The 24,053-nt window shown below is 51.1% G+C and carries 15 protein-coding genes; 14 read left to right on the top strand and 1 reads right to left on the bottom strand.

The features are described 5' to 3' along the window. Positions 1 to 175: 175 nt before the first annotated feature. From IVG45_RS06130 to IVG45_RS22875, 8 genes are all read left to right on the top strand, one after another. A complete protein-coding gene (locus IVG45_RS06130) occupies positions 176 to 568 on the top strand; it encodes a DUF4398 domain-containing protein (RefSeq protein ID WP_196436984.1) in 393 nt (130 codons plus the stop codon). A gap of 17 nt (positions 569 to 585) precedes the next feature. Beyond that, complete coding sequence (locus IVG45_RS06125) at positions 586 to 1,473, top strand: OmpA family protein (protein ID WP_196436983.1); 888 nt, start codon at positions 586 to 588, stop codon at positions 1,471 to 1,473. A gap of 189 nt (positions 1,474 to 1,662) precedes the next feature. Then, positions 1,663 to 2,373, top strand: a complete 711-nt coding sequence (locus IVG45_RS06120) for a PEP-CTERM sorting domain-containing protein (protein ID WP_196436982.1) — start codon at positions 1,663 to 1,665, stop codon at positions 2,371 to 2,373. A 59-nt stretch (positions 2,374 to 2,432) separates the two neighbouring features. After that, positions 2,433 to 2,834 carry a carboxypeptidase regulatory-like domain-containing protein gene (locus tag IVG45_RS06115; protein WP_196436981.1) on the top strand — a complete coding sequence of 134 codons (402 nt, stop codon included), beginning with the start codon at positions 2,433 to 2,435 and terminating at the stop codon, positions 2,832 to 2,834. Between the two features lie 165 nt (positions 2,835 to 2,999). After that, entirely contained in the window at positions 3,000 to 4,571 is a 1,572-nt protein-coding gene (locus IVG45_RS06110; RefSeq protein WP_196436980.1) for an oleate hydratase, read from the top strand. Positions 4,572 to 5,054: 483 nt separating this feature from the next. After that, positions 5,055 to 6,281: a glycosyltransferase gene (locus tag IVG45_RS06105; protein ID WP_196436979.1), complete on the top strand. Its 1,227-nt coding sequence runs from the start codon at positions 5,055 to 5,057 to the stop codon at positions 6,279 to 6,281. A gap of 427 nt (positions 6,282 to 6,708) precedes the next feature. Then, positions 6,709 to 7,587 (top strand): hypothetical protein, encoded by an 879-nt coding sequence (locus IVG45_RS06100; protein WP_196436978.1) that lies wholly within the window; start codon positions 6,709 to 6,711, stop codon positions 7,585 to 7,587. A gap of 43 nt (positions 7,588 to 7,630) precedes the next feature. After that, on the top strand, positions 7,631 to 16,297 hold the full coding sequence (locus tag IVG45_RS22875) for a carbohydrate-binding domain-containing protein (protein ID WP_230874772.1): 8,667 nt from the start codon (positions 7,631 to 7,633) through the stop codon (positions 16,295 to 16,297). Positions 16,298 to 16,678: 381 nt separating this feature from the next. Here the strand turns inward: IVG45_RS22875 and IVG45_RS06035 are convergent, their stop codons facing one another. Further along, complete coding sequence (locus tag IVG45_RS06035; protein WP_196436977.1) at positions 16,679 to 17,299, bottom strand: hypothetical protein; 621 nt, start codon at positions 17,297 to 17,299, stop codon at positions 16,679 to 16,681. A gap of 1,197 nt (positions 17,300 to 18,496) precedes the next feature. On the opposite strand from IVG45_RS06035, the gene IVG45_RS06030 reads away from it, so the two are divergent. The 6 genes from IVG45_RS06030 (at position 18,497) to IVG45_RS06005 (ending at position 24,047) form a co-directional block, all read left to right on the top strand. Further along, a complete protein-coding gene (locus IVG45_RS06030) occupies positions 18,497 to 18,967 on the top strand; it encodes a hypothetical protein (protein ID WP_196436976.1) in 471 nt (156 codons plus the stop codon). Between the two features lie 113 nt (positions 18,968 to 19,080). Continuing rightward, positions 19,081 to 19,485: a hypothetical protein gene (locus IVG45_RS06025; protein ID WP_196436975.1), complete on the top strand. Its 405-nt coding sequence runs from the start codon at positions 19,081 to 19,083 to the stop codon at positions 19,483 to 19,485. Between the two features lie 195 nt (positions 19,486 to 19,680). After that, positions 19,681 to 20,211, top strand: a complete 531-nt coding sequence (locus tag IVG45_RS06020) for an REP-associated tyrosine transposase (protein ID WP_196436974.1) — start codon at positions 19,681 to 19,683, stop codon at positions 20,209 to 20,211. 96 nt (positions 20,212 to 20,307) lie between these two features. After that, complete coding sequence (locus IVG45_RS06015; RefSeq protein WP_196436973.1) at positions 20,308 to 20,541, top strand: hypothetical protein; 234 nt, start codon at positions 20,308 to 20,310, stop codon at positions 20,539 to 20,541. Between the two features lie 111 nt (positions 20,542 to 20,652). Next, positions 20,653 to 20,991 (top strand): hypothetical protein, encoded by a 339-nt coding sequence (locus IVG45_RS06010; RefSeq protein WP_196436972.1) that lies wholly within the window; start codon positions 20,653 to 20,655, stop codon positions 20,989 to 20,991. Between the two features lie 470 nt (positions 20,992 to 21,461). Further along, the gene (locus IVG45_RS06005; protein ID WP_196436971.1) at positions 21,462 to 24,047 is read left to right on the top strand and encodes a calcium-binding protein; all 2,586 of its coding nucleotides are present in this window, start codon (positions 21,462 to 21,464) and stop codon (positions 24,045 to 24,047) included. Positions 24,048 to 24,053 lie beyond the last annotated feature (6 nt).

The following is a 24,053-nucleotide window of genomic DNA, read 5'->3' as shown; positions in this document are numbered from 1 at the left end:
TCATTGCCGAAGTTACCTCAAAACAGTTTTGCTTTCCAATCCTGTCGTCCGGATACGGAGAGGGAAGGCTGGCAACATGGAAACTTGATTCAGCCATCTGAAAGCCTAGGTGCCCGTAATGATCGTCGAGCACCGCGTTGATAGCGTTCGATGTTTAACTCACAGGATAAAAGTCATGAAAAATTTTAACCAGTACGGATCGTTTGAGAGGGGCCATGGTAGCGGCTTGATCGCAGCTGTTGCATTGCTAGCCGTTGGTTGCGCCACTATTCCGGCGCCGACCGAGCAACTGGCCGTTTCCAAGGCCGCGGTAACCAGTGCCAGCAGCGCCGGTGGCAACGAGTTTGCACCGGTATCGCTGAAGGCGGCGATGGAGAAAATGGACTCGGCCGAGCGGGCCATGGCGCGGGAAGATTATCTGCTGGCTAGGCAACTGGCGGAACAAGCACAGGTCGATGCGCAACTCGCGGCGGCCACGGCGCGTTCGGCCAAGGCCCAAAAAGCCGCCAGCGAGTTGCGGGAGGGCGACCGGGTGTTACGCCAAGAAATCGACCGTCAAGCTCAATAACATTAATGGAGTCCACCATGAAAACCATCCACTATTTTCCGCTGACCCTGCTCGCCGCGGCGATCATGGCCGGCTGCGGTTCCGTGCCGCACAATGCATCGCTGGCCGATGCGCATAACAGTTACAACAACGCCCGCACCAATGTCGAGGTTACCAAACTGGCGGAACTGGAAATGAAACAGGCCGCCGATACGCTGAATAAAGCCGACCTAGCCTTGAGCGAAGATGAAGACGATGACAGCGTCGACCATCTAGCCTATTTAGCCAAGCAACAAGTGGCGATCGCCGAGGTAACCGCCAAACGTAAAACTGCTGAAATCGCCGTCACCAACGCGGCGGCTAATCGGAATCAGGTTCGGCTTGATGCCAGAACGGCGGAAGCCGACGCGGCCAATCAACGAGCGGCAATTTCCCAACGAACAGTGGACAGGCAGGCGAATGAATTAGCCTTGGCCGGCGCCAATAGCGAGCGGGATCAAGCCTTGATAATGCAACAGAACATATTGATCAACGAGTTGAATGCCAAGCAAACCGAACGCGGCTTGGTCATCACCTTGAGCGATGTGCTGTTCCGTACCAACAAGGCCCAATTACAATCGGCCGGTCTGCGCAACGTTGATAAGTTAGCCGATTTTCTGAATCAATACCCTGATTACAATGTGCTGGTAGAGGGCTACACCGATAGCCGGGGCAGTGAAGACCACAATCAGGACTTATCCGATCGGCGGGCTTATTCGGTCAGAAAAGCACTGGTCGATGGCGGTGTTAACAGTGAACGTGTCAGAACTCGCGGTTACGGCGAGGAGTATCCGGTGGCCGATAACGATAGCGCCGCCAGTCGACAATTGAATCGGCGGGTGGAAATCATCCTGTCGGACGAAAACGGCAATATTGCCACACGCTGACCGGCTTATGTTTTCAGGATTCCGTCAAAAATAATTTCCCGCTATTCGAATGTCCTGTAGGGGGCGAATTCATTCGCCCCCTACAAGCAATTCAGGGAAGTTATTTCCAACCCAATCCTTACCGCATGGGCGGGTTATTCAATCCGTACAAAATGTTTTCTACGGAATTTCAATCGGGGGATAGTAATCATGGAAAAAATCTTTATTTCGCTGGGGCTTATCGCTGCTCTGGGCGTATCGGGCAGTGCAAATGCCGCATACTTCGCCGACAAGGTGGTCAACTTTGTCGGCGGTAATGGATTTGGCGTTGTTGACCAGAGCGGGGGGAAGTATAAGGGAAACTCCGGCACCGGTGTTTATGACCCGCTTTCGGTAACCACATTGGATGGTGTGATCCTGGCTCTTGGTGGCGGGGGGGATAACGTTACGCCAGGTTCCATTATTATGTCGTTCAGAGTGGAGGAAGTGTTTGACGGGCCGGGCGCCGATCTAAGAGTTTACGATACTTTCGGCCGATCCGAGGGATTCAACTTCGGCGTTAGCACTGATGGCTCAAAATTTTATAATGTCTTTCATTTTGCCGGTAATTCCGATGAAGAATGTTTCCCAGTGGCGCCCTGCGCCACGGATGTGGACATCGCGAAGATAGCGATCGAAGGTGTCGAGGTAAACGCGATAAGCGTCTTTCAGATCAGCACCACGCCTTTCAGTACCGTGGGTTTTCCGGAAGCATACGATCTCGACGCGGTGGAAGCGCTAAACTTTCGCACTGTCGCTGCCGCAGTTGGTTCCGTACCAGAGCCGGGAACGCTTGGGCTTATGGGTATTGCACTCGCTGGTTTTACGGCTAGGTCTTTGAGGAAAACTGTCCCATCGGCGACAGCCGGTAATCAAAATTAGCAGTATCCGTTCTTGTAATTTGAATCGATGCTTGTGTCCGGCGAGCGAGGAGCAATTTTATGAAAATTAAGCTAATTATTCCCTGGTTGATGCTGAGCTTTCTGGTGTTTGCCCAAGAGACTTCGATCGTGCCGCAAACTCAGGGCGATGTCAGTTTCGTCAGCGGTGGCGTGGGGGGCGATGAGCGGGATGCGATGCAAGCCATACGCGACGATTACAACTTGAGTCTGCTGTTTTCGGTAACGGGTTCGGGAGAATATCTCAGTGAAGTCAATGTCACCATCAAGGATGCGGGTGGCAAAGCAGTCCTGGAAACCGTATCCGACGGCCCCATGCTGTTCGCCAAACTCAAGCCTGGGCGTTACGCCATCAGCGCCGATAGCGAGGGGCAGGTCATCGAAAAATCGGTAACGGTTAAGGACCAGCTGGGGGCTAGGGTATCGTTTACCTGGTCCCGTTAGATAATGGATTCATTTGGCTTCACACTAGCATCGAAGGCTTGAGGGTTTACCCTCGAATCCGGGGCTTGATTGTACTGGGCGGCCTTTCCCAAAGCCGCCTAGGCCCTTGGGCAACAGATAAATTCCCGTATGGGCTACCTAACCACACTCTTCCAAGGAATTAGAATGCGCAGTAAACCCAAGGCTTATTTGGTGGGAGGCGGCATAGGCTCGTTGGCCGCCGCTGCCTTCATGATACGAGACGGCAAACTGTCGGGTAGCGACATCACCATCCTGGAAGCGGCGCCGAATTTGGGCGGCAGTCTGGATGGCGCCGGCGATCCCAATCTTGGGTATTCGATGCGCGGCGGCCGGATGTTGACCACCGACAATTACGAATGCACCTGGGATTTGTTTAAATCGATACCCTCGGTCGAGCACGAAGGTAAATCGGTGTTCGACGAAACCGTCGAATTCAACGCACGGCACAAGTCGCATTCGCTGGCCAGACTGGTGGATAGCCGCCGGGCCAAGGTGCCGGTGACGTCGATGGGCTTTTCGATGCAGGACCGCATCGAGTTGCTGAAACTGAGCCAGTCCGACGAGGCGACGTTGGCCGCGACCTGCATCACCGACTGGCTTTCGCCGACGTTTTTTAACACCGAGTTCTGGTATATGTGGTCCACCACCTTTGCCTTTCAGCCCTGGCATAGCGCGGTTGAATTCCGGCGCTATCTGCATCGCTTCATGCTGGAGTTTTCCCGCATCGAAACCCTGGCCGGCGTCAAGCGCACCGTATATAACCAGTACGATTCCTTAGTCGTACCGTTGCAGTCCTGGCTGCAAGCTCAAGGCGTGCGTATTTACACCGGTTGCCAGGTGATGGAGCTCGACCACAAGACCGAAGACGATGAGCTGATCGTCACCGGCATTCACATTCTGCGGCACGGCAGGCAGGAACTGATAGCCGTGGCGGATGGCGACTTGGTGTTTGTGCAAAACGGCAGCATGACCGAGGCTTCGACCCTGGGGACGATGACCAGTGCGCCCGTCAAACTGAGCAAGGCCGAGAGCGGCGGCTGGTTGTTGTGGGAAAAACTTGCCCAGGGCCGGCCGCAGTTCGGCAACCCGGAAGTTTTTAACAGTTGCATTGCCCAGTCATGCTGGGAGTCGTTTACCGTCACACTGAATAACCCGGAGTTCTTCGAGCTAATGACGCAGTTTAGCGGCAATGAAGCCGGTACCGGCGGACTGGTGACGTTTAAGGATTCGAACTGGCTGATGTCGATTGTGCTGGCGCATCAGCCGCACTTTCCAAATCAGCCCGGCAATGTGCAGGTGTTTTGGGGTTATTCGCTGTTTCCCGATCGGATCGGTAATTTTGTGGCCCGGCCGATGGACGAATGTAGCGGCGCGGAGATACTGATCGAGCTGTGCGGCCATCTGCGCTTCGACCTGGAGACTTTGACCACGGCCAATTGTATTCCCTGCCGCATGCCATATATCACCAGCATGTTCATGCCGCGTCATTACAACGACAGGCCCTTGCCGGTGCCGCGCGGCTCCAGGAATCTTGGCTTCATCAGCCAGTTCGTCGAAATTGCGGAAGACGTGGTGTTTACCGTCGAATATTCGGTGCGCGCGGCGCAAATCGCCGTTTATCAACTGCTTGGCTTAGACCGCGAAATCCCCCCCGTCACACCGCACGACCAATCGCTAAGAGCCCAGTTCGAGGCCTTGATCAAGGCTTTGAAATGATGCCGAGTGGGAGCCGTGAGGGTTAAGCAAAAGCTATCACGGCCCCGCTATTGATCAATCACCATTGACCTCGAAAAAATCAGTACCTTGTACAACGAAACGCGAAAGTTGCCATTGGTCAGAGCCACGCGCTGATCTTCGGTCAGAAAGTCTATCGGAGCCAACGTTGGCGTCCTTTTGCTGATAATGACATAATGTCGTCCACAATCCAGGCTTGTCACGGTTTGGCGTAAACCGCATCTGGCTGGGCGGATTTCAGCTTCAGCACGCCGTCGATCAAAACAACTTTCCGACTGTCATCTAATTTCCCATCGGCGACAATAGTCCTGATTGCCGAAATTGCCCAACCAGTATGACGAAAGACTGGTTACACTGAAGCCGAAGAAGTGTCTATCAGCCTATGCGACGCCTTGTTTTTTTAGATCCTTGGCCGTTTCGTTTGGGTTGTAATCCTTATTCTAGGACTACCAAAGTGTTATTGAAATGAGCCGAATCTTGTTCGCTTGGGAATTGGGCGCCAATTACGGCCATCTGACCCGTCAACTACCGATTGCCGAAAAATTGCGCAAACAAGGTCACGCGGTCTTTTTTGCCGTGCGCGATACCACCATAGCCGCACGGCTTTTGGAACCTCTCGGCTTTGCCTATACCCAGGCGCCATTCGACACGGCAAACCGGCGTCCGGTCCAACCGCCGGCCAATTACGCCGAAATCCTGTTGGCCTCGGGATATGCCGATCCGCCCACCTTATGCGGCATGGTCCGCGGCTGGCTAAGCCTGATACGTTTGTTGCGCGCCGACAGCGTCGTCATTGATCATGCCCCAACCGCGCTGTTCGCCGCCTATTTGGCCGGATTACCGGCGGCAGTGATAGGCACCGGCTTTGAAATACCGCCGGACCGCTCGCCACTGCCTTCGATCCGTCCCTGGGACAACATCGGGCTCGACCGCTTGCAACAGGCCGAGGAAAAGGTGTTGGATCGCCTGAATCCCTTAACCGTGTCATCCGGCAGGCCCAAATTGCAACGCATAAGCGAGTTGTTCCGCTATGCCAGCATCATGCTGGCTAGCTTTGCCGAACTGGACCACTACGGTGTGCGCGACGGTCAGAATTACGACGGCCCTCTATCCACCGACTTCAGCGGACAACAGGAGAGCTGGCGCGAGCCGGACAAACCGCACATATTCGCTTACCTAAGACCCAGCCTGCCGGGCTTCGAACTCTTGTTGCGGGCCTTATCCAAACAAGCGGCGGAAGTCATCGTTATCGCGCCGGGCATCCGCCGCAGCCAAGCCGAAGCGCTTGCAACCAATCGTTTTCGTCTCCATACCCAACCCATTGCATTGAACAACGGCCTGTTGCAATCGGCCGATTTGGCCGTGTCCTATGCCGGAGCCGGTACGGTAAACACCTGTCTGCTGGCCGGGGTGCCGATGCTATTGCTGCCGCAAAACGTCGAACAATATTTGATGAGCCGTTGCGTCGAAACAATCGGTGCCGGAATAGCCGCCAAGCAAACTCGTAATGAAACACAATTTAGCGAACTGCTGGAACAGGCACTACACACCCCCGCTTATCGGCAACAAGCCAGGGCATTTGCCCAGCGCCATGCCGGCTTTAATCCAGAGCAAACGTTGAATCAGACGGTGCGGATGATAGAAGAACTCTTGCCGGATCGTAAAGCAAACGAGCAAACCGAAGTGCGGTAGTTATCTGTAATGTCGCGGCTATTGCAGTCGATCGGCATATTCACACCCATTTTGCAAAAAAACAGGATTTGATTCATAAAACTGAAGGGCGAATAGGAGGGCGGGCAATTCCGTTGAACAAGGCAAAATAGGAAAGAGCGTTTAACACCGCAATTTAAATGGCTGCTGCGGTTTCCTGGTTTCGGTATGAGATTTGCTGAAAACAAGATCAATAAACTGATAAGTATGCAAACTAGCCGCTTAGAAAGGATGTAAGTGTAAAAAGTGCGTTAAATACCTTGTGCATTCTGCGTGAAATAACACAGAAACTGTTTGGGCTTCATTAGAAAATAGAAAATCATCGGAAAATATGGGCTGCCTCCCTATTTTTCATGGGTTGAGCAGAACGTCTATCCTTTAAATTGGGCTGGAACTGACGGAGATTTATATGAATTTGAATAATACGCCACGAACAGAAATACGGCGCAATGCTCGTTGGTTATTGTGCCTTACGGACTTGATTTTAGTTGTGTCATATAAAGCTGTTTTTGCAGATATAGGTAATCCTGAAAATATGTTAATTGGTGTTTGGGAAGGTGGTGACAGAGCGGTGCACGCGATATACGGAACGATGATGATTTATAAAGACAGTATTTCTTGGGGTAAAGAAAAATCTGACCCAGGCTGCGAAGGAAGTTATGAAATAGTCTCAAAAGATTATGCTGATTCCTTTCCTGGGCAAGATAAAACGTACCATTCGTTACCCCAGAAGCGATTCTATAATATTATCAAAATCAAGTTGATTGAAAATACTTGTCCTATTAACACGAAGTATTTGCAGTTCGCCTTTCCGACTGATATACCAAGATATGCCGACGTGGTTGAATATGATCGCAATTCGGATATCAATGGGTGGCTCCACATTCATAAGAAGAACGAATTTGATGCAGAAGAAAATAGATTGATTGGCGTTTGGAAAGATGGTACTGAAAGTAATAGATACGGAACAGTAATAATAAACAATGAAAAAATTTCCTGGGGCAAGGAAAAAGATGATCCTGGTTGTGAAGGCCGATATCAAATTATTTCTAGAAATCGTGACAACACTTTTTATGGACAATATAAAACACTCCGTAATGTCCCGCAAAAACGATTTTATGACATTATAAAAATCAGGTTAATTGAAAACACCTGCCCTAATGATCTGGAGTATCTGCAATTCGCTTTTCCTGAGGATATACAAAGTTATGTTGATGTCGTCGAGTTTTACAGAGATATTAAGGAAACAGGTAAAACGCATTTTCACAAGATAACAATCAGTAAGTAATTTATTGGCTTAAACATTTATTCTTTTAGAGGAATGTATATTTATGAGCATTGAAAATACTAACAACATTACCGTTGAATTATATCAAGATTTTCTGTTTCGTTTATTGGCGCAATTAGAGAAAAATGCACCAAAACCATACTGCGATACGCATGATACTCACATTCCAACCATAGGAATTGGGTTCAACTTGACGGTTGAAAAAGTTAGAAATGAAGTATTCGATGCGATGGGTATTTCCGATACGACAGTTCGTAGCAATTTGATAAATGTTATCAATGATATGTCGATACGTAATTTGCCTACCAAAGCTGGTCGTGACAATGCATTGCAACATGCCTTTGATGCTGTTTTAGGTAAACCCTTCGCTATGACGGAAGACCAAATCCAGACAGTGTTTGCGCTGGAATCCGCCAACCACACCAACAGCGTCAAGAATTCAGCCAATATCGACTATAGCCAAGAACTCGTTGCATTAGTCTCTGCGGAATACACCGGTGTTTATGGCCCCGGACTCAAAGCAGCGCTGAAAGCCGGTAATAGAGCGGAAGCTTGGTATCAAATCCGCTATGAATCCAATTTAGATCAGGATCACGGAAAGCGGCGTTACATTGAGTCCTCTTTATTTTGCCTCACAACCGCCACCGCAACGCCAGAAGAAAAACTTAAAGAAGCATTGGATGCGTACCGAATGCTTGATTTACATCGAGTCAAAATGCTGTCCTATGAAGATCAGTACAGTAATCTGATAGATGATGCTCTTGCCGATTTGCAGGCAGCTCAGATCAACAATGTAGTAGTACCTAGCCTGCTAGAAGCCCTAACCCCCGCTCGCGATGCCCTAATCGCCGACCTGCAAACCCAATACTCCAGTCTTGCCGGAATCGATCTCTCCAGCTATGGCCCGCTGTCGATTTACCTAGACCCTAACCGCAATAATGCCAGCCAGACTCTCGATCCTCAACACAATGCGGAACTGAACGCGCGGCAGAAAGACCAGAACGGCAACGAGATTGATTCGAACGACATTCTCATCGGCGAAGACGGCAACGATACCCTGACCGGCGGCAAAGGCGACGACATTCTGATCGGTGGAAACGGCCACGATACCTACGTCTGGAACACCGGCGACGGCAATGACACTATAATCGACGAAGACAAGGACGGCGTCATACAAATAAATGGCGGCCCAGATCAAACTCTCTTCGTTGTAGGTGCTTTCATCGAAACCTCGCCCGGCGTCTGGCAGCAGACCATTGGCAGCAGTACGATCACGGTAACCCACCATTCCCCCTGGCGAGTGGTCACCGAAGACGGCTCGGAAATCATTCTCGGCGATGACTGGCAATCGGGCGATTTCGGTATTTTCACCGTCACACCCGGAACGGTGGACACTAATTCCGCTATCGTCGGCGACCTTAAGCCCCTCGATCAAGACTCTAATGCCGACGGTATTCAGCTCGGTTACGACGCTCTCGGCAACCTAATTACCGATCCTGACCAGCCCGATTCCGACCGCCTGGATACGCTGTACGACAGCACCGGCAACGACAAGCTACAAGGCTTTGGCGGCGACGATATTCTGGAGGCTATTCGCGGCGGCAACGATGTATTAGAGGGCGGCGCCGCTAGCGACGTCTTAAACGGCGGCAGCGGCAACGACTTGTTGTATGCCGAAGCGGAAATAAGCGTGGCGGATGCCTTGGCACAAGCCGATAGCCAAGCGGCCACCGGCCTGCGCGGCGACTGGTTGTACGGCGGAGAAGGCGACGACACTTTACTGGGCGAGGGCAGCAACGATTTGATGCTGGGCGGCAACGGAGCCGATCTAATTTTTGGCGGCGGCGGTGACGATAACTTGTTCGGTGATCAGACCGGCAGCGCTAGCCAAGGCTGGGACGTTTCGCGCTCAACCACCACCAGCAATAACCACACAATCTATTCGCTGGCTTACACTAATGCCAATGCCGATGGTAATCCCGTAGGCGGCACCGATATACTTTACGGAGGGGCGGGTAACGACTGGATATTTGGCAATCAAGGCCGCGACATGCTGGATGGCGGCGTCGGTAACGATGTCTTGTTCGGCGGCGAAGACGGCGACACTCTGTTGGGTAGCGATGGCGACGACGAACTGTACGGCAATGCCGGGGTGGATAGTCCCTTGAACGACGGTAACGATTATCTGGACGGCGGCGCCGGCAACGATAAACTATTGGGCGGTGGCGGCAGTGATGCCTTGTTCGGCGGCCTCGGCGACGACATATTGGCCGGCGACCACAACGGCACTCTGGAGGCGGACGAAGGCGATGATTATCTCGACGGCGGCGACGGCAGCGATACCCTGCACGGCGGCGGCAAAAATGATACCTTGTTGGGTGGCGCCGGAATGGATTATCTGTTTGGCGAATCGGGCGACGATCTAATCTTCGGCGGTGCGGACGACGACCAGCTCAGAGGCGATGCCGGAGGCGATTATCTAGATGGCGGCGACGGCAACGATATCGTCGACGGCGGTGAAGGCAACGACACCCTGCTGGGCGGTGCCGGGGTGGACATTCTGCAAGGAGGCAATGGGGACGATATTTATCAGGATGTAACGGCTGAGGACACCGTCAATGACATCTTGGGCAACAACCTCATTCAGCTCAACCAAGCTGGCGGCTTAGCGGCCGGCAACGCATTGTCGAAAGGCGATCAGTACGGTGTCGATCTCAATATCGCTCTCGACAACGGCGAAACTATCACCCTGAGTAATGCTCTGTACGGCATGAATGCCACCCTGGTATTTGCCGGAGGCATCGAATTGGATTTGGAAGCGCTGGTGGGCAATCAATTGTCCAGTGCCATATCGTTACAACTTGATGATAGTGGCGGACGTCTTTACGGCGGGGCCGGTGCCGACAGTTTATACGGCGGCACCGGCAACGATACGCTCAGCGGCGCTTTGGGCGCAGACAAGCTCTATGGCCATGCCGGCAGCGACCTGTTGAATGGTGGTGCCGGCAACGACATACTGAATGGCGGCGACGGTGACGATACCATGATCGGCGGCGCCGGCCAGGATTTGCTGCTGGGTGGTGGTGGCGACGACAGTTATCAACTCACCTCGGCCGCAGGTGCGGATATGATTGCCGACTCGCAAGGCCAAAACCTGATTCGCTTTGGCGATGACATCAACCCCGGCAATCTGATCGCCAGTGTCTCGACCCTTGCCGGTCAAACCGCATTGACCTTGAGCCTGGCCGGTGTGGAATTGGCTACCATCACCCAAGGCTACAGCAGTTTTGGTTTCGAATTCGCCGACGGCACTCGGCTGACCACAACCGATTTTCTGCTTAACTATCGCACCGGTAGCGGAACCGGCAACGTATACGGCACCAACAGTGACGACATCCTTCTTGGAGGACAAAGCGCCGACAATCTGTACGGCTATGCCGGCAACGATAGCTTGTGGGGTGGCCGGGGCGATGACGTATTAGAGGGCGGCCTGGGCTCGGACGTTTACCATTACCGGCTGGGCGACGGCCGCGACACGGTTCGTGAAACCGATGCCGCTAACCTGAACGGGCAAGACCGGGTCAGCTTCGGCGCGGGCATTTCCTTAAGCGATGTCGTGTTCAAGCGCCGCCCCAACGGCGATCTGTCGGTCACGGTAGCCGGCTTGGCCGATGCGATCACCATCAGCGGCTGGTATAACGATCCAACCAAACGAGTGGAAAGTTTCGTCTTCGTCGACGGCCAATCCGTCACGGCGGATACCTTGCAGGCACTGGAGATTACCCCGCAAACCGGCGGTAGCGGCAACGATACCCTGGCCGGCAGCAGTTACCGTGACATCCTGATGGCCGGTGCCGGCGACGATTTACTGATCGGCAATGGCGGTGATGACGATTTATATGGCGAGACCGGCACCGATACCTATCGCTTTGCCTTGGGTGGCGGCGCTGACCGGATTTTCGAGGTGGTGGATCAAACTTCGGTGATTGAAATCAGTGGCTTCGATGTGTCCCGTCTGATAGGCACCCGGATCGGCGACGATTTGCTGCTGGGTGTAACCGGTGCCGCCGACAGCCTCGGCTTGAAAAATTTCTACGCCTTGACGCACGACTGGCAAATCGCCGACGGCAGCGGCGGCACACGTGCCTTAAATGGTATTTTGGCTGATAACGAGGCCTATCGAGCCAGCCGTAGCGAGTTGGAGCGTTTGCAAGACGCATTTCATTCGCACATCTCCGATGAAGTCAACCGGCGCTACCAGGCTGCCGGAATGCTGCAACAAGCCGACGGCAGTTGGATGAGCCGTTTGCAATTGAGCGTCAGCCAGCAAACCGACAGTTATACCCGCGCGACTGGTTATACCGGGACTATACCCGCCACCAGTATTCATTACAGTTTGAGCTCTTACAATCTGAGCCTGGGCGGCCTAAATGTCTCGGCATATTCCAGCAACGACGCCCATATCAACTACTCGGATAATTCATCAGGCAATCAGCCGAAAAACGTGCAGGTGAATTGGGAAGCGGCGCCAACTCTAACCAGCTCGCAGTTATATACCACCAGCACGGGACATTATTTATATACCACCGAAGAAGCTCTGGCACTGATGGCGGCCTTGGGTGTCAGTAGCGTTGCAAATCCGTATGTGTATACCCAAACACCGAGTTATACCCGGACGACCACAACCGCCACACTCACCGCCACGGTGGCATCGATTACCGAGGCGGATGGTACTGGGTATGACATCGCCAGCAGCAACGCGCAGAGTTTGTACAGTCTGGCCAGCTTACCGAATACCTTGACAATCAATGCGTATGACAATCGGGCTGAGATCGGCATTGTCAATGGCGGCGACAGCGATAACGACATACGGTTTTCCGGCAACTTCGGCGTGGTACATGCCGGCGGCGGTAACGACACGATTCAGGCCTATGCTAGCGGCATCACGATCGGCTACCAAGGCAATGTGGCTGGCCAAACTCTGCTGGACGGCGGCTTGGGCGACGATTTGATCGTAGGTGGTTATGCTAACGATGCCTTAATCGGTGGTCGGGGCAACGACATGCTGCGTGGCGAAGGCGGCGGCGACCGTTATTATTTCCTGGAGGGCGATACTGGTACCGACTTGGTGTACGACGTGGCTTATGGCGGCTCGTTCGATAATGATAGCGTCGTGTTTGGTGAAGGCATTACGCTTTCCGACCTGAGTTTTTCCTGGAGTGACGAAATTTTGCCCGGCTATACCTACGGCGGTTACGACGAATCGCGGATAAGGCGATTTCAAACCCTGGATATCAGTTACCAAGCAGACGCCGTCGCCAGAGTGGTCATGTCCACTCCGTTTATGAACGGTTACGGCCAAATCGTTGAGCGTAACGACTGGGAATATACCGGCATCGAGTTTTTCGAATTCGCCGACGGTAGCCGAATATCGCTGGAGCAGCTATTGGCATCACCCGGCGTGCCGGATCGACCCACGGTCGATCGTTTCAGCATTATACGATTGGGAACGGACGGCGCGGATGTTCTGACCGGCCAAGCCGGCCTCGACGATTTATACGGCGAATTAGGCAACGACACGCTCAGCGGTGGCGACGGCGACGATTGGCTGTTCGGCGGCGCTGGCAATGACTTGTTGGCGGGTGGTTCAGGCAACGACCGCTACTTTTTCGATAGCGAAGATACCGGTACGGATTTACTGTATGACATAGGCTATGGTGGTTCCAATACCGGCTACGGCGGCTCGGATTCTGGCTATGGGGGCACCGGTTACGGCGGCGATGTGGCGGGCGATACGTTGGTGTTCGGATCAGGCATTAGTCTGTCCGATTTCGGTTTTTCCTGGGGCAGCGAGAGTTTTTCGCCGTTCAACGATGGCAATACCACTTTATTTCAAACCCTCAATATCGGTTGGCAAGCCGATTCGGTCATTAAAATCGTCATGCCGAGATCGGATGCTTATAGTTGGTTCAATACCGGGGTGGAGTTTTTCGAATTCGCCGACGGCAGCCAACTGTCAATGGCGCAAATGCTGGCCTTGGCCGGCCCGTCTCCCGAACATGCTCCGGTATTGAATAATCCATTGGCCGATCAACAAGCGTTTGCCGGCATAGCGTTTTCTTACACATTGCCGGCGGATGCCTTCGTCGATTTCGATGCCGGCGATGTCTTGACCTATAGATATTCCACTTGGTGGGATTGGTTAAGCTTTGATCCGGAAACAGGTACCTTTACCGGCATCGCCGACGCCGATATGCCGGGTTCGTACGATATTACCGTCACCGCTACGGATCGGTTCGGCGCATCGGTCAGCGATAGCTTCTCGTTAACGGTAAATCCTGCCGTAGTCGGCACTGCCGGCGATGATGGCTTGCAGGGCTCATCGGGTGATGATGCCATAGTCGGCGGTGCGGGTAACGACCTATTGGAAGGTGGCACCGGCAACGACATTTATATCATCAACTTGAACGATGGCCGCGATACCATCGTTGATGCCGTGGGAGACAACAACGCTATAAGCTTCGGCCCAGGGATAACGCCGGCCGATATTAGCCTGCGACTGGGTTCGCTGATGCTTGATCTGGGCAACGGCAACGAAGTGCATATAGAAGGTTTCAACCCGCAGGATGTCTTCAACAGTTCCTCTATCAATATCTTTAGGTTTAGTGACGGCAGCGTGCTGAGCCTTGAGCAACTATTGGCTCGCGGTTTTGACTTGGAAGGTACGGCGGCGGATGAGGCCATCAACGGCACGAATACCAGCGACCGCATCTATGGATTGGATGGCAACGACACTTTGAAAGGTAGCGCCGGCGACGATATTTTGTACGGCGATAGCAATGAAGATACTCCTAAAGCCAGATTAATCGAACAGCTCGTCATCCACGCCAAAGCCGCGTTGCTCAACGACAGCGTCCCCGCTCGCATGGAGGTGTATGTCGACGGTGTATTGAAAACCGGCTTTGATGTCGCCAATACGGAGGGTTTTGCCGATTATAGCGTCGACCCGGCTTTGCTGGGCATGGGGCATCGTATCGATATCGCCTTCGCCAACGATGGGTATGTTGCCGGCAACCCGATACAGGACCGCAATCTCTATATCGACCATATTAAAGTCAACGGCCAGGCCATTGCCGCCATGGCAAACGGCGTGCAGTACGATCTTGGCAGCGGAAGCGCGGCAGTGGACGGCAAAAATCTGATAGCCGGCCGAGTGGTTATGGCTTGGGGCGGCGCCCTGCGTTTCAGTCTGGAAGGCAACGACTGGTTGGACGGCGGTACCGGCGCCGATAGCATGAGCGGCGGTTTCGGCGATGATGTATATGAAGTCGATAACATTGGCGATGTAGTGGCCGAAGCTGTTGATGGCGGTTTCGACACGATTCGAAGCCGGCTATCGTTTGACCTTACAAGCACGGCAAATGTCGAAAATCTGAGCTTGACCGGTTCCTATGCTATTAATGCCATCGGGAATAGCCTAAACAACACTTTACTGGGTAACGCGGCAAATAATCGTCTGGACGGCGGCTTAAATGCGGATCGCATGGAAGGCGGTCAAGGCAACGATGAATATGTGGTCGATAACAGCGGCGATGTGGTCAGCGAAGCGGCGAATGCCGGTGTAGACAGCGTGGAAGCCTCAATCAGTTACACCTTGAGCGCCAATCTGGAGAACCTGATCTTAACGGGATCGTCGAGCATCGATGGTTACGGCAATACGCTCGATAATAACTTGACCGGAAATGAGGCCGGTAACCGGCTCCATGGCAAGGAGAGCAACGATATGCTATTGGGCAATGACGGGGACGATGCGCTATATGGCGGGGAAGGTGACGACATACTTTACGGTGGCCGGATGGACGAAACCTCATCATCGGTGCCATTGAATCAACTGGTTATTTCCGCCAAAGCCTCATTGCTGAACGACGGTGTCGCCGCGCAAATGGATGTGTATGTCGACGGGATACTCAAAACCTCTTTTGCTGTAAGCAACACAACAGCTTTCGCCGATTACAGTGTCGATCCGGCATTATTGGGCGCCGGTGCTCACAAGGTTGATGTGGTCTTCGCCAACGATGGTTACATGGCTGGTAATCCGATACAGGATCGCAATCTCTATGTCGACAATATTAGGGTAAACGGCCGAAGTCTAGCCGCGAATTCAATCGGCGTGCAGTACGATCTCGGTAATGGCAACGCGGCATTGGATGGGGAAAACTTGATTGCCGGCCGGGTGGTTATGGCGTGGAATGGCGCTTTGCGCTTCGGTCTGCACGGCAACGATTTATTGGACGGCGGCACGGGGACGGACACATTAATCGGTGGCCAAGGCAGCGACACTTATGTGTTGGGCCGCGATTACGGCATCGATACTGTGATCGAGAACGATGCCACGGCAGGTAATAGCGACATAGCCCAGTTTTTGTCCGATGTCACTGCGGAGCAGATTTGGTTTCAACATGTCGGCAACGATCTGGAAGCCAGCATTGTAGGCACTAGCGACAAGCTGATCGTTAAGGACTGGTATACCGGCTCGGCCAACCACGTCGAGCAGTTCATAGCGTCGGACGGCCTGACCCTGCTGGACAGCCAAGTGGAAAATCTGGTCAACGCCATGGCCGCCTTTGCGCCGCCGGCTGCCGGGGAAACTAGTCTGCCGGCGGATTACCAAGCCGCGTTGGTGCCAATACTGGCGGCTAATTGGCATTAAAACAACAGACGAAAGGCACAAGGCGAAAGGCGAAAAAACACTGGAGATTGGCTAGTCCGGTCCCTATGCTTTAGCCTCAAAATCATTTTTGCGGCAAACTCCATGATCCTTTCTTCGCACCCACAAACACCGCCCCCGAAGCATCCACCGACACCGGCCTGAATGAAATGGCTCGGCTGCTTGCTATCGCCGCCGATCCCGGCCAGCCAAGGATACGCCTTGCTTACTATTTTCAATATTTTCCAATCAAATAAAGGTATGCGATGCATACCCTGTTTTACAGTTGACCAAAGAGCTATTGTTGGAACTTAAGAGGGTAAACGAATTTAGCCTGCCTAGATTGGCGTAATCCGAACCTACGCAGGCTAAGGTATGATCAAACTACGGCGCGCAATTGACCACCAGTTCGTCGCTGAATTGCCCGACTTCATCGTCACCGGTCACATATACGGCTGTATAGCGGCGCAACTCGGGTTTACTGGCGACCAGTAATGGCCGGTTATCAGTAAAGGGTGACATCATGACACGGGATAGAAAGATAAGCTCGGCATCTACTTCACGTTGACAATAAATATTGATGCCATCGCTTTTGTACTTGTTAAATTTCAATAATACGATGCCGCCGGTTTGATCAATCGCGCTCAAGATTGGTTTATAGGTGGAAAAATTAATCTGATTTTCCACACCGATAATTCCTAATAGAGAGCCCATGGCTTCTGTATAGGCAGGGTGGGCTTTGATACGGCGGGACATGGCTCGGATATTACTCTCAATATGACCACGACTAGCGGCTTTATCCGCTATGGCACTATGAGCCGCTGCGGCAGTGGCATTAACTGCCGCAATTTTGGCATGTAATTCTTCATTGTCAGAGTTGATGGTAGCAATGTCTTCCGCCGACAATCCCAACACGGCCTGCTGCGTAACAATATTATTTTTGAAGCGATCATGCCAGATCTGCAAGTCATTATCGGGATGAGGAATATAATCGGATTTTGACATAATGAATTCTCAAGGTAATGGATGAATATAGAGAGAAAGATTAGTGATAGAAATGCGAAAGTAACTCCCAGTCACTAACGCATATACTAAGTTTATTAAGGGTATGAGATTATTCAAGAGCCTATCTCCGCGGCTAAATGTCGCAGAGTTGCTAAGAGCCATGCCGGGGACTTCCCCGGAGGTGCTGTAATCCTATCCAGCAGCTCTGGGGAAGTTCCCGGCGTCGATAGATAACGCCCCAGCGCGGCTGGGCAAATAACTATCCTGTACAGGAACCTACCCAACGATTCCAGGCAACACCCCAATGCGGTTGGAAATGCCACCAAAAACGCTGGGTACTCTCCCGGAAGCGCTATGGACAAATCTATAGGTCATGGATAAGGTCCTGAAGCCGCTAGGAAGGCATAAAGATAGTCTGGGAATGACTTGAGAAGCCATTGGCAGCAAATAGGATGCAGAACAGGATTTTTCTCGGGTTAAAACGCGATAAGACAGATATAGAGTATCAATAGATGAAACCATATTGCACCGTATGATGTGCTTTGATTGGTGTATTTTATGCTGACGAAACGTTTATTCAGCACCTGTTATCGGATTAAACCAATCCACCGATTGGACTTTTGGACAGGTATGCTCGAAAAAACGATTTGCGATAATGCACTAACGGCAATTATTATTGGCTGAATGGACGACCAATAACACAAACGAGCTGGCAACCAATTTCAGAGACTAACCAGATGAAACGAATGGAATCGACAAACTACACAGAAAGTTTCGCCTACCTACGAACACGCCACTATCAGTATCGATTCACATCCGCCAACCTGCGCTACTGGCAAAACCTGAACTCAATCGTTATCGGCGGAACTCCGGGAGAGATCGTCGGTAAGCTGGGGTCCATCGATCTAGTGCAAAATACTTTTTCAGCCAGTTCACCGACAACCTGGACACCAGCATCTTCGCCCATGCTCTGACCGTCAACACCCAATACGTCGCCGCCGGCAGCGCCGCCTACAATGCCTTGGCCGGCAAGTTGACCATTCTGGAACATTTTAATGGCCGCAACTTCAATGCCGTGCCGGCTGGCACGGCGGCGAATGAATCAATATGGAAAATAGCGGCATGATGACAACATCAATACACTCGGCAAAATACACTCACAACAGATTCGAAAAAATTTAACCGGAGAAAATCGCTATGGCTTTTGTAAACGAAAAAATTCCTGAGCAGGACAGACCAAGATTCACCGCTGTTATTAACTACGAAAACCTTAGAAAGCAGGCGCGATACATACCTGAATTTCGCACCGACTTGCTTTCAAGGTGGACGATTGATCGCGAATGCGGAGCCTATGTGCTTTTACTGACTGGGGGGGGGCGAGAGCAATTGGATTATTATGCGCTGGTAATGGACGAACAGCTAGTCGTGTTCAATGTTGACCCAAAAGGGAAAGGTGATGACAGAGTTGGTATTCAAGGGCATTGGAATGTGTATGACTTGCTGATACCACCAAGCCTTGAATTGCGTCGAGAAGAGGTAAAGCAACTGATATGCAAAGGGCTTGAGGAAATGGCTTATTTTCGACCTTTTGCCGATGGCGGTACACGAGACAATCCAAATACAACCACGCGCGGCAATATCATTTCTTTTGAAGTCGAATTTAAATAAATCAGGGAGCAGATTATGGCATACACATTTGAAGAGGCTTTTAGCAAAATCGGTTCGGCGGAATATTCAGGCGTCAATGCAGATTTAATTAAATTTTCAATAAGGGAAATATCATGAGCTTTATATATGAAGAAAGGCTATCGAAAAATGATACTGAGAAAGCCAATGCTCTGGCTAGAAGTGTTGGAGTAAATGACGATGTATTTTTTCAATGGATAATAGATCGTGAACGTGATGCGGTGATGCTTTGCTTTGCACTAACTTCCCACATGAGGAAAGGTCCGGGAAAATACGGTCTTTTTATAAAAGACAAAGGATTGATTTTTAAAGTGCAATATAAGGGAGTGAACGAAGAAGGTGTGGATGGAGCTATTATTATTTTTGATAATTTATCCCTTGAAATCCCGGATGATTTTGATGTTCCTCGTGAAAGAATACTTAAGTTAATTAAGGAAGCATTAGATGTACTAGGCATGAGTATGCCTTATACCGCTTTAGTCCGCGTAAACATTGAATAAGGAAAAACAAAATGGGCTTGTCTTCCACTACATTAAAATTTCAGCTTCGCGACATTGTACAGGCTGGAACTCCTACAATTGAACAACTTACAAACCTGGTTAAACAAGCATCAACAGATATTAGTAACGCGATAAGGTGCGCCAAATAGGATGTGCCGACGTTAGGAGGCGCATCTGTCGAGTCCTATTTACACCATGACAGAATATCGCCGATTTTATATACCGAAAGCCATGTGGTTTTTCACCGTTAATCTTGCCGAACGCAAGAATAATCATTTATTGATTACCAAGATTGATGAATTGCGAAATGCCTTTCGATATGTAAAACAACGCAAACCTTTTCATATTGATGCCATCGTTATATTACCGGATCATTTGCATTGTATTTGGACATTGCCACCCAACGACGGAAATTTCTCCGTAAGATGGAATATGTTGAAAGGCCGATTTTCCAGGTCAATTGACCATGGGGAAAGAATTTCGAAAAGCCGTCAAAAACGCCGCGAGCGTGGAATCTGGCAGCGTCGGTTATGGGCGCATTTAATCGAAGATCAGGAAGATTATAATCGCCACATTGATTATATTCATTGGAATCCTGTAAAACATGGGCATGTTAAAAATGTAATAGACTGGCCTTATTCAAGTTTTCACCAGTATGTAAAACAAGGCATTTATTCAAATGATTGGGGAGTTAATGGACAATATGAAATTCAAGATGTCGAGTAACGCGAACGATGCGCCTCCTTACGTCGGCAGCATCCTATTAGCGCACGTTATCGAGTTCCGGGAGAGATCGTCGGTAAGCTGGGCTCCATCGATCTAGTGCAAAATATTTTTTTCAGCCAGTTCACCTACAACCTGGACACCACCATCTTCGTCGGTTTTTACGCCGGCCATGCTCTGTCCGTCAACACCCAAAACGTCGCCGCCGGCAGCGCCGCCTACAATGCCTTGGCCGGCAAGTTGATCATTCTGGAACATTTTAATGGCCGCACCTTTAACGCCGTACCGGCCGATGCGGCGGCGAATGATGAAACTTGGAGAATGGCAACATGAAAAACTCAACAAAGTACATTATTGCAAGACACAACTTCATTCGTATGAAATTACTTTTGGAAATATCAAATATATTTGGTGATAACGATTACAACCTAGGAAAAGCAAACCATGTGTAAAGAAATAAAGTTTAGTTCGTTGATTGTTATAAAGCTATTTGCGATTATTTTATTATTTGATATGTCAGTAGGCATGTTGTTCAAATTCATAGAATCATTTGAAAGAAAGTATTACTTTTCTGAGATAACTAAATATATTGACAAAGACTCCATGAATGAATGTGTGCATACGTTATTGGATGATGTTTCTGGAAAATTAAAAAATGACACAAAATTCAAAGAGATTTTAAATATAAAAAATCACGCATTATTATTAAATTTTTTATTGAAAGCTGCTTTGCTTTATGTTTGCTCATTCTTTTTAACGAAATATATAAGGGCGACTAAATGAATAATCAAGAAAGATATACACTAATTCAACAAGAAATAATAAATTCAAATGCAAGTCAAGAAATAGCGACCAATAAAGATTTAATTTCACTTATTCTAAATATTGGTGTAGATGCTCCGGAAGAGGCTTTAACTGTATTGGAAGTTTTATCTGACGCGCCCGTAGAAAATCATACATACACACAATTACATGAAAAAATAAATATCGAATTTGCTAAGCTTGGCGAACCGCCGCTCTCAGCGGATGAAATGCAATCGATTCCTGATCTAATTCCAAAAAATGTGCAAGCAAGTTCCGCAGAAAATCCGCTTGGCGCCGTCGTTGAATATCTAATTGAGCGATATAAGGATTCAGAAATTGATAATTATATTAATGATATTAAAGCCATATTGTCCGATAGCATTAATAAATTTAATGAACAAAGTACTGGACAATACCCCGTTATCACTCTTAATCCGCTAGATGTTGCATTGAATAGCCTGAAGTACGCAATTTCTAAGCTTTATGAACACAGTCAAATTGTTTCTGGTGAGTTAGCAAGAATCCCTGCCATCATCGCCGAGCGTTACGGTCAAGCCCAATCTGCCACCCCACCCGTCCGCCGCGACCCTCTGGTATTCGACCTAAACGGCAACGGCCTGGAAACCACCGGCGTCAATACGACTAATCCTATTTATTTCGACCACGACGCCGACGGCATCAAGACCGCGACCGGCTGGGTCGGAGCCGACGACGCCTTCCTGGTGTTGGACAAAAACGCCAACGGCAAAATCGACAATGGTCGCGAGCTGTTCGGCGATGCCTTTGTCAAAAGCAACGGCCAACTGGCCGCCGACGGCTTCGACGCCTTGCGCGACCTGGATGCCAACCTCGACGGCAAAGTCGATGCGACCGACGCCCAATTCGCCAACCTGCGCCTATGGCGCGACCTGAATCAGGACGGCGTCAGCCAGGCCGACGAACTGTTCACGCTGGGCAGCCAAAACATCGCCGCCATCAATGTCGGCAGCAGCGAGCACAGCCAAATTCTCGCCAACGGCAACCAACTGGCCGACCTGGGCAGCTACGTCAAAACCGACGGCAGCAGCGGAACTCTGGGCGAAGTCACCGGCAACCTGGGCGACATCAATCTGGTGCAAGACACCTTCCACAGCCAGTTTACCGACCATCTCGATACCAGCACCGTCGCCACTTTGCCGGACATGCAGGGCGCGGGACAAGTCCGTAGCTTGCGCGAAGCGGCCACCCTGTCGCCGGCTTTGGCGCAACTGTTGACCGACTTTGCCGCCGCGACCAGTGGCACGGTTCAGCGCGGTTTGATGGACCAAATCCTCAAGGCCTGGAGCGACACCAGCGCCATGCCCGCCACCTTTACCGGTGCCTATGCCGGCCACGGCCTGACCGTCAGCATGCAAGGTATCGCCGCCGGCAGCGCCGCCTACAATGCCTTGGCCGGCAAGTTGACCATTCTGGAACATTTTAATGGCCGCACTTTCAACAACGTGCCCGACGGCACCGTTTCGGCCACCGTCAACCTGTGGGCCACCAGCCAGGACTTGCTGCAACGCAGCTATGACAGTTTAAGAGAGTCGGTTTATGAAAGTCTGGTGATGCAGACGCGGTTGAAACCTTATATGGACGCGATCACGCTGACTGTCGGCGAAACGGGTATTCAACTGGATTTTTCACCCATGTTGGCGCAATTAGAGGTCGAAAGAGACATCGATCCAACTACGGCATTTACCAATCTTTTGGACTTGCAGCACTATGCCGGAAAGAATCTTAACGAGAATGGCTGGAACGGCATATCCACCATTGCCGCTTGGCTGAATGTGTTGCCGGATACCGTCAATGTCACCAGTTTGCTGCAACAGGCCGGCTACAACCTTGCTACCAATGGCAAGGATACCTTTTTGGGAACTAACGGAAATGATAGCTTTTCTTCCGGCGCTGGCGATGATTTGTTGATTGGAAATGCCGGCAACGACACCCTGAATGGTGCCGGCGGCAACGACATCCTCGACGGCGGCGACGGCGATGACAGCCTGATCGACACCTCGGGCTGGAATACCCTGAAAGGCGGGGCCGGCAACGATACCCTCACTGGTCACTACATCTTTGAAGGTGGCACCGGCGATGACACCTTGGTGGCCAGCGGATATTACGGCGACAATTCCGGCGATATTTACCGATTCAATTTGGGCGATGGTCAGGATACCATCCTTGAGTACGGCAGCAATGAGCCTTACTACACGGAAGGCCGAAATGGTAAGGACGTACTCAGCTTAGGTGCTGGCATTGCTCCAACCGACGTGATCCTGCTGCGTAGCGGCAACGATCTGATTTTTAAACTCAACGACAGCGACCAGGTCACCGTTAAAGAGTGGTTTGTCAGTACCGACCGTTATATCGAGGAAGTGCAGTTTGCCGATGGCAGCAAGTGGACAGTAGACACTATTCGTGGCATGGCGATCCCACTCACGGGCACTAACAATGCCGACACGCTCACTGGCTGGAATGGCAGGGACTTAATCAATGGCTTCGACGGTAACGATACGTTAAATGGGGGGGATGGTAACGACCAATTGCTGGGCGGATTGGGTAGCGACACACTCAACGGCGGTAACGGTGACGACACATTGGATGGCGGCGACGGCAACGACACCGTGACCGACACGGTAGGCTGGAATACCCTGAAAGGCGGGGCCGGCAACGATACCCTCACTGGTCACTACATCTTTGAAGGTGGCACCGGCGATGACACCTTGGTGGCCAGCGGATATTACGGCGACAATTCCGGCGATATTTACCGATTCAATTTGGGCGATGGTCAGGATACCATCCTTGAGTACGGCAGCAATGAGCCTTACTACACGGAAGGCCGAAATGGTAAGGACGTACTCAGCTTAGGTGCTGGCATTGCTCCAACCGACGTGATCCTGCTGCGTAGCGGCAACGATCTGATTTTTAAACTCAACGACAGCGACCAGGTCACCGTTAAAGAGTGGTTTGTCAACTCGATAAGGTGCGCACCCATAGGATGCTGCCGACGTTAGGAGGCG

This window comes from Methylomonas sp. LL1 (genome assembly GCF_015711015.1).
Taxonomy (GTDB): domain Bacteria; phylum Pseudomonadota; class Gammaproteobacteria; order Methylococcales; family Methylomonadaceae; genus Methylomonas.
The sequence above is the reverse complement of the archived record's forward strand: the minus strand, read 5'-3'. Positions and strand labels throughout refer to the sequence as shown.

Coding starts and splice junctions, on each gene's coding strand:
- IVG45_RS06130 (WP_196436984.1), top strand. CDS start 176: ATGAAAAATTTTAACCAGTACGGATCGTTTGAGAGGGGCCATGGTAGC.
- IVG45_RS06125 (WP_196436983.1), top strand. CDS start 586: ATGAAAACCATCCACTATTTTCCGCTGACCCTGCTCGCCGCGGCGATC.
- IVG45_RS06120 (WP_196436982.1), top strand. CDS start 1,663: ATGGAAAAAATCTTTATTTCGCTGGGGCTTATCGCTGCTCTGGGCGTA.
- IVG45_RS06115 (WP_196436981.1), top strand. CDS start 2,433: ATGAAAATTAAGCTAATTATTCCCTGGTTGATGCTGAGCTTTCTGGTG.
- IVG45_RS06110 (WP_196436980.1), top strand. CDS start 3,000: ATGCGCAGTAAACCCAAGGCTTATTTGGTGGGAGGCGGCATAGGCTCG.
- IVG45_RS06105 (WP_196436979.1), top strand. CDS start 5,055: ATGAGCCGAATCTTGTTCGCTTGGGAATTGGGCGCCAATTACGGCCAT.
- IVG45_RS06100 (WP_196436978.1), top strand. CDS start 6,709: ATGAATTTGAATAATACGCCACGAACAGAAATACGGCGCAATGCTCGT.
- IVG45_RS22875 (WP_230874772.1), top strand. CDS start 7,631: ATGAGCATTGAAAATACTAACAACATTACCGTTGAATTATATCAAGAT.
- IVG45_RS06035 (WP_196436977.1), bottom strand. CDS start 17,299: ATGTCAAAATCCGATTATATTCCTCATCCCGATAATGACTTGCAGATC.
- IVG45_RS06030 (WP_196436976.1), top strand. CDS start 18,497: ATGGCTTTTGTAAACGAAAAAATTCCTGAGCAGGACAGACCAAGATTC.
- IVG45_RS06025 (WP_196436975.1), top strand. CDS start 19,081: ATGAGCTTTATATATGAAGAAAGGCTATCGAAAAATGATACTGAGAAA.
- IVG45_RS06020 (WP_196436974.1), top strand. CDS start 19,681: ATGACAGAATATCGCCGATTTTATATACCGAAAGCCATGTGGTTTTTC.
- IVG45_RS06010 (WP_196436972.1), top strand. CDS start 20,653: ATGTGTAAAGAAATAAAGTTTAGTTCGTTGATTGTTATAAAGCTATTT.